We start from the raw sequence: 5,873 nt of genomic DNA, 5'->3' as shown, positions 1-5,873 counted from the left end.
CCGCCCGCCCCCCCCCCCCGCGCCCCGCGGCCCGCCCCCCCCCCGCCCCACCGCCATGCGCCGCCCGCCCCCGGCGCCACACCCCCACGACCGCCCGGAGAACAGCCCATGACCACGATCGCCACGTCGTCCCAGCCCGTCGTCCACACCCACACCGGCCCCGTCAGGGGCGAGCGCCGCACCCACGGCACGCGCTTCCTCGGCATCCCCTACGCCCAGCCGCCCGTCGGCCCGCTGCGCTTCGCCGCGCCCGTGCCGCCCGAGCCCTGGACGCGGCTGCGTGACGCCACCGCGTACGGGCCCACCGCGCAGCGCCGCCGGCTGTTCGAGGTCACCACCATCCCCGAGCCGAGCATCCCGGGCGAGGGCACGCTCAACCTCAACGTCTTCACGCCCGACCCCGCGCCGGACGCGTCCCGCCCGGTCCTGGTGTGGATCCACGGCGGCGGCTTCCTCGCCGGAAGCGCGGCCAGCCCCTGGTACGACGGCGACGCGTTCAACCGGGACGGCGTCGTCCTCGTCTCCATCGGCTACAGGCTCGGCATCGAGGGCTTCCTGCACCTGCCCGACGCCCCCGACAACCGGGGCGTACTGGACTGGATCGCCGCCCTCGAATGGGTCCAGCGGAACATCGCGTCCTTCGGCGGCGATCCGGGCCAGGTGACGATCGCCGGCCAGTCGGCCGGCGGCGGCGCCGTGCAGACCCTCCTCGCCACCCCGGCGGCCCGTGGCCTGTTCCGCGCCGCGATCTCGGCGTCCGGCGCCGTGATGCGGCCCCAGGACCGGGAGACCGCGGAGGCCGTCACGCGGCGGCTCGCCGAGCACACCGGCGCCCCCGTGACCGCGGCGGCCCTGGAGAAGCTCTCCGACGCCGAACTCCTCGACCTCCAGGACGCGGCGACCGCCCCCGGCACCCCCATGCTCGCCCTGGCCCCCTTCGCCGACGGCCTCCTGGTCCCCGAGCCCGTGCCCGACGCGCTGACCACGGGGGACGCGGGAGCCGACATCCCCCTGATGCTCGGCTTCACCGCCCACGAATTCAACGCCGCCCCCCAGCCCGGCGCCACCACCGAGACCCTGCACGCCACCTTCGCCGCACTCGGCCTCGACGAGACGGCCGTCCGCGCCTTCACCGAGACCTACGACGGCGGCACCCCCGGCGAGCTGCAGAGCCAGGCGCTGACCGACGTCGTCTTCCGGGCGCCCGGTCTCGCGGTCGCCGAGGCCCGCGCCCGGCGTGCCCGGCCCACCTGGCTCTACGAGTTCCGCCTGGGCTCCACCGCACCCGGCCTCACCGGCCTGGCCCACCACTGCGTGGACCTGCCCTTCGCCTTCGACCTCCTGGACGCCGAAGGCGTCACCCCAGCCCTCGGCGACCAGCCGCCCCAGCACGTCGCCGACGCCGTGCACGCCGCCTGGACGGCGTTCGTCCGCGACCTCGACCCCGGCGCCGACTGGCCCGCGTACACCCCGGAACGGCGCGAGACCCGCATCTGGGACGCGGCGCCGCGCACCGAGTCCGACCCCCTGCACCGCCTCCGCGCGATCTGGGGCGGGCCGGAGCACCTGACGAAGGACTGACCCCACTGACCGCCATTCGGCGCGGGGCCTAGGGCAGATGCCGCAGCGCGAACCACAGTTCCATGCGGACGTCCGGGTCGTTCAGGTCCGCGTTCAGGAGGTCCGCGCAGCGGGACACGCGCTGGCGGACCGTGTTGCGGTGGACGTCGAGGGTCACCGCCGTGTTCTCCCAGCTGCCGTGCACGGAGAGCCACGTGCGCAGGGTCTCCAGGAGCGCGGGGTGGGGGAGGAGCGGGGCCAGGGCGGGGGGCGCGGCCCCGTCGGGGCGGTGGTGGGCGAGGGGGGAGCGGGTCGCCCGGGCGCGGGCCAGCGCACTCGCCGCCTGCGCGTCGGCGAGGGGGAGGTCGCCCGGTGACACGGCCGCGCTGACACCCAGCGCGCAGCCTTCGCAGGGGGAGATGTCCTGGTCGGCCGGGACGAGCGCGCGGGTCAGGGAGCCGTCCGTCGCGACCAGCGGTGTCGCCAGGTCCGGTGCGGGCGAGGACGCCCCGTTCGCCCAGGCGTGCACGACCTTCCAGCGGCCCGGGCCGAGCAGCCCCGCCGCGGTGCCGTCCCGCTCCGCCCCCAGCAGCAGCCCCACGAGCGCGGCCGTGCGCTGCGTGTCGTCGGCCGAGCGGTGCGCCCCCGCGAGGAGGGAGAGGAGCACGACGGCGGCCCCGGCGATCGTGTGGTCGCCGGACGCGCGCGAGGGCGACGCGAGTCCGAGCGCCCCGCCCCCGCTCAGCGCGTACGCCGAGAGGTGCAGCTCCCCGACGGTGTCCGCGGCGGACGCGGGCGCGGGCAGCAGTCGGCTGGTGCGCGGCCGCACCACGTCGGTGAGGGCGGACAGCGCGGCGGCGGCCCGACCGGGCGGCCGCGGCCCGGCGCTCTCCAGTTCCGCTCCGTCCGCGGTGACGGCCACCGCGTAGCCCCCGGTCCGCTGGGCGAGCCGGCCGAGCACCGCCCGCACGGGATCGGGCCGCGCGGCCGCGGAGGCCAGCGCCTGCTGCGCCTCGGTGACCCGGCGCAGTTCGGCGTGCCGGGCCTGCGCCATCAGCTCCCACACGGCCCGCGCGATCCCGCTGAACGTGATGTCCGGCGGAACCTCCACCAGCGGCAGCCCGTGCGCGTCGCACGCCGCGACCAGCCCGGGCGGCACCGTGTCGTGGACCGGTGCGACACCGAAGCCCAGGGCGACGGCCCCGCCGGCGACGACCCGCGCCGCGTACGTGTCGAAGCTCGTGGACGAGTCGAAGGTGTCCTCGCCGGCCTGCACTCCGGCTGTGAGAAGCAGCTCACCGCCGAGCAGGTACGGCCGCGGATCGGGCAGCTCCGAGGTGTGCGCGCCGTGCACCAGGACATCGGCGGCGTCGGGCCCCGCGATCTGGCGAAGCCCCAGGTCGGCGCGGGCGAGCAGCGCGGCGAGCGGAACGCCCGAGGTGGGGGGAGCGGGCACCGGCACGGTGGATGATTCCTCTACTCGCATCGGATGAAGTAGATGAAACTTACACTTCAGTGTTCCTTTTCGGCCACTTACATTCATGAGGCAATGACCGGTGGGTGCGGGTACGGGCGGATGTCCCCGCTGCCGAGGGCTCCCTCTCTCAGGGGCCTGTGAAGCCGGACCAACCCAGCACGACACGCCACCGAGGTGTGCAAAGGAGGTCGTCCATGGCCGTCGACTACATCGTGATCGTCGCCTATCTGGCCGGAATGCTGGCCATGGGCTGGTGGGGCATGCGCCGCGCCAAGTCCAAGAGCGACTTCCTGGTCGCGGGCCGCAGGCTCGGCCCCGCCATGTACTCCGGCACGATGGCCGCCATCGTCCTCGGCGGCGCCTCCACCATCGGCGGCGTCGGCCTCGGCTACCAGTACGGCCTGTCCGGCGCCTGGATGGTCTTCACCATCGGCCTCGGCATCCTCGCCCTGTCGCTGTTCTTCTCGGCGCGCATCGCCCGCCTGAAGGTCTACACCGTCTCCGAGATGCTCGACCTGCGCTACGGAGGCCGGGCCGGACTGATCTCCGGCATCGTCATGTGGGCGTACACGCTGATGCTCGCGGTCACCTCGACCATCGCGTACGCCACGATCTTCGACGTCCTCTTCGACGTGCCGCGCACCCTGGCGATCGTCATCGGCGGCACCATCGTCGTCGCGTACTCGACGCTCGGCGGCATGTGGTCCATCACGATCACCGACATGGTGCAGTTCGTCGTGAAGACCATCGGCGTGCTGATCATCCTGCTGCCGGTCGCCGTCGTGAAGGCGGGCGGCTTCAGCGAGATGAAGGAAGCGCTGCCCACCTCGTACTTCGACCCGCTGGGCATCGGCGGCGAGACGATCTTCACGTACGTGCTGATCTACACGTTCGGCATGCTCATCGGCCAGGACATCTGGCAGCGCGTCTTCACCGCCCGCACCGACAAGGTCGCCCGCTGGGGCGGCACCGTCTCCGGCGTCTACTGCCTCGCCTACGCGATCGGCGGCGCCGTCATCGGCACCGCGGCCAAGGTCATGTACCCGACCGGGCTCGGCACCGCCGACGAGGCCTTCGCCCGCATCGTCAAGGACGAGCTGCCCGTCGGCGTCCGCGGCCTGGTCCTGGCCGCCGCGCTCGCCGCCGTCATGTCGACCTCGTCCGGCGCCCTCATCGCCTGCGCCACCGTCGCCAACAACGACATCTGGAAGCGGCTGCGCGGGCTGCCCGCCGACAGCGGTGACGGCCACGACGAGGTCAAGGGCAACCGCCTCTTCATCCTCGTCATGGGCGCCGCCACGATCGTCACCGCGATCGCCCTGAACAACGTCGTCGAGGCCCTCACCGTCGCCTACAACCTGCTCGTCGGCGGCCTCCTCGTGCCCATCCTCGGCGGCCTGCTGTGGAAGCGCGGCACCGCCGAGGGCGCCCTCGCCTCCATCGCCGTCGGCGGTCTCGCCGTCATCGGCCTGATGTGGCACTACGGCATCCTCGCCAACGAGGCCGTCTACTACGGCCTGGCCGCGTCCCTCGTCACCTACGTGGTCGTCTCCCTGGCCACCAAGGCCACGGACGCCGCCGTCCTCGCCAACTGGCGCGACCGGCTCGCCGGCCGCGGCGGCGAGACCCCGGAGGCGGCCTCCGTGGCCGTGTCCCAGTAACCCCTCCGCACACCGCTGACCCGCGTTCGAAAGAAGGCATGCGCGCCATGAACAGCAACGAGACGCCCCGCGTTCCCAACGGCCCCACCGGCGCCGTCGGCCCGGTCGACTCCTCCCGTATCCCGCGGTACGCGGGCCCGGCCACGTTCGCCCGCCTGCCCCGCCTCGACGAGGTCGGCACCGCCGACGTCGCCGTCGTCGGCGTCCCCTTCGACACCGGCGTCTCCTACCGGCCCGGCGCCCGCTTCGGCGGCAACGCCATCCGCGAGGCCTCCCGCCTCCTGCGCCCCTACAACCCGGCGCAGGACGCGTCCCCCTTCGCGCTCGCCCAGGTCGCCGACGCCGGTGACATCGCGGCCAACCCGTTCAACATCAACGAGGCCGTCGAGAGCATCGAGGCCGCCGCCGACGACCTGCTCGGCTCCGGCGCCCGCATGATGACCCTCGGCGGCGACCACACCATCGCGCTGCCGCTGCTGCGCTCGGTCGCCAAGAAGCACGGCCCGGTCGCGCTGCTCCACTTCGACGCGCACCTCGACACCTGGGACACGTACTTCGGCGCCGAGTACACGCACGGCACGCCGTTCCGCCGCGCCGTCGAGGAGGGCATCCTCGACACCTCCGCGCTCTCCCACGTCGGCACCCGCGGCCCGCTCTACGGCAAGCAGGACCTCACCGACGACGAGAAGCTCGGCTTCGGCATCGTCACCTCGGCGGACGTCTACCGCCGCGGCGCCGACGAGGTCGCCGACCAGCTGCGCCAGCGCATCGGCGACCGCCCGCTGTACATCTCCATCGACATCGACTGCCTCGACCCGGCCCACGCCCCCGGCACCGGCACCCCCGAGGCCGGCGGCATGACCTCCCGCGAGCTCCTGGAGATCCTGCGCGGCCTCTCCTCCTGCAACCTGGTCTCCGCCGACGTCGTCGAGGTCGCCCCGGCCTACGACCACGCCGAGATCACCGCCGTCGCCGCCTCGCACACCGCGTACGAGCTGACGACGATCATGTCCCGGCAGATCGCGTCCGCTCGCGGCGAGTGACAATGGACCGGCCGGCCTCTTCGCCGTAGGGGGCCCGGTCGTGTCGCGGCTGCGGGTGCGTCGTGGCTGGTCGCGCAGTTCCCCGCGCCCCTGAAATGCAGGCGCTGCGCGCCGCATTTCCCCGATAGAGGC

Annotated in this window: 4 protein-coding genes; 3 read left to right on the top strand and 1 reads right to left on the bottom strand. The window is 73.8% G+C overall.

Going from position 1 to position 5,873, the window contains the following annotated elements:
• Nucleotides 1–108 precede the first annotated feature (108 nt).
• Nucleotides 109–1,581, top strand: coding sequence for a carboxylesterase/lipase family protein (locus ACFW9D_RS12155; RefSeq protein WP_384620795.1), 1,473 nt, complete (start codon nt 109–111; stop codon nt 1,579–1,581).
• Nucleotides 1,582–1,609: 28 nt separating this feature from the next.
• Here the strand turns inward: ACFW9D_RS12155 and ACFW9D_RS12150 are convergent, their stop codons facing one another.
• Nucleotides 1,610–3,016: a helix-turn-helix domain-containing protein gene (locus ACFW9D_RS12150; protein WP_384620792.1), complete on the bottom strand. Its 1,407-nt coding sequence runs from the start codon at nt 3,014–3,016 to the stop codon at nt 1,610–1,612.
• 215 nt (nt 3,017–3,231) lie between these two features.
• Between ACFW9D_RS12150 and ACFW9D_RS12145 the strand changes: the two genes are divergently transcribed.
• Together ACFW9D_RS12145 and speB are read left to right on the top strand one after the other, a co-directional pair.
• Nucleotides 3,232–4,698 carry a sodium:solute symporter gene (locus ACFW9D_RS12145; protein WP_384620790.1) on the top strand — a complete coding sequence of 489 codons (1,467 nt, stop codon included), beginning with the start codon at nt 3,232–3,234 and terminating at the stop codon, nt 4,696–4,698.
• A 47-nt stretch (nt 4,699–4,745) separates the two neighbouring features.
• Nucleotides 4,746–5,741, top strand: coding sequence for an agmatinase (gene speB / locus ACFW9D_RS12140; RefSeq protein ID WP_384620787.1), 996 nt, complete (start codon nt 4,746–4,748; stop codon nt 5,739–5,741).
• Nucleotides 5,742–5,873: the final 132 nt, after the last annotated feature.

It is taken from the genome of Streptomyces sp. NPDC059524 (genome assembly GCF_042749255.1).
GTDB classification, from domain to species: domain Bacteria; phylum Actinomycetota; class Actinomycetes; order Streptomycetales; family Streptomycetaceae; genus Streptomyces; species Streptomyces xanthii.
Note: the sequence above shows the minus strand (reverse complement) of the source record. Positions and strands in the feature narration are given on the sequence as shown.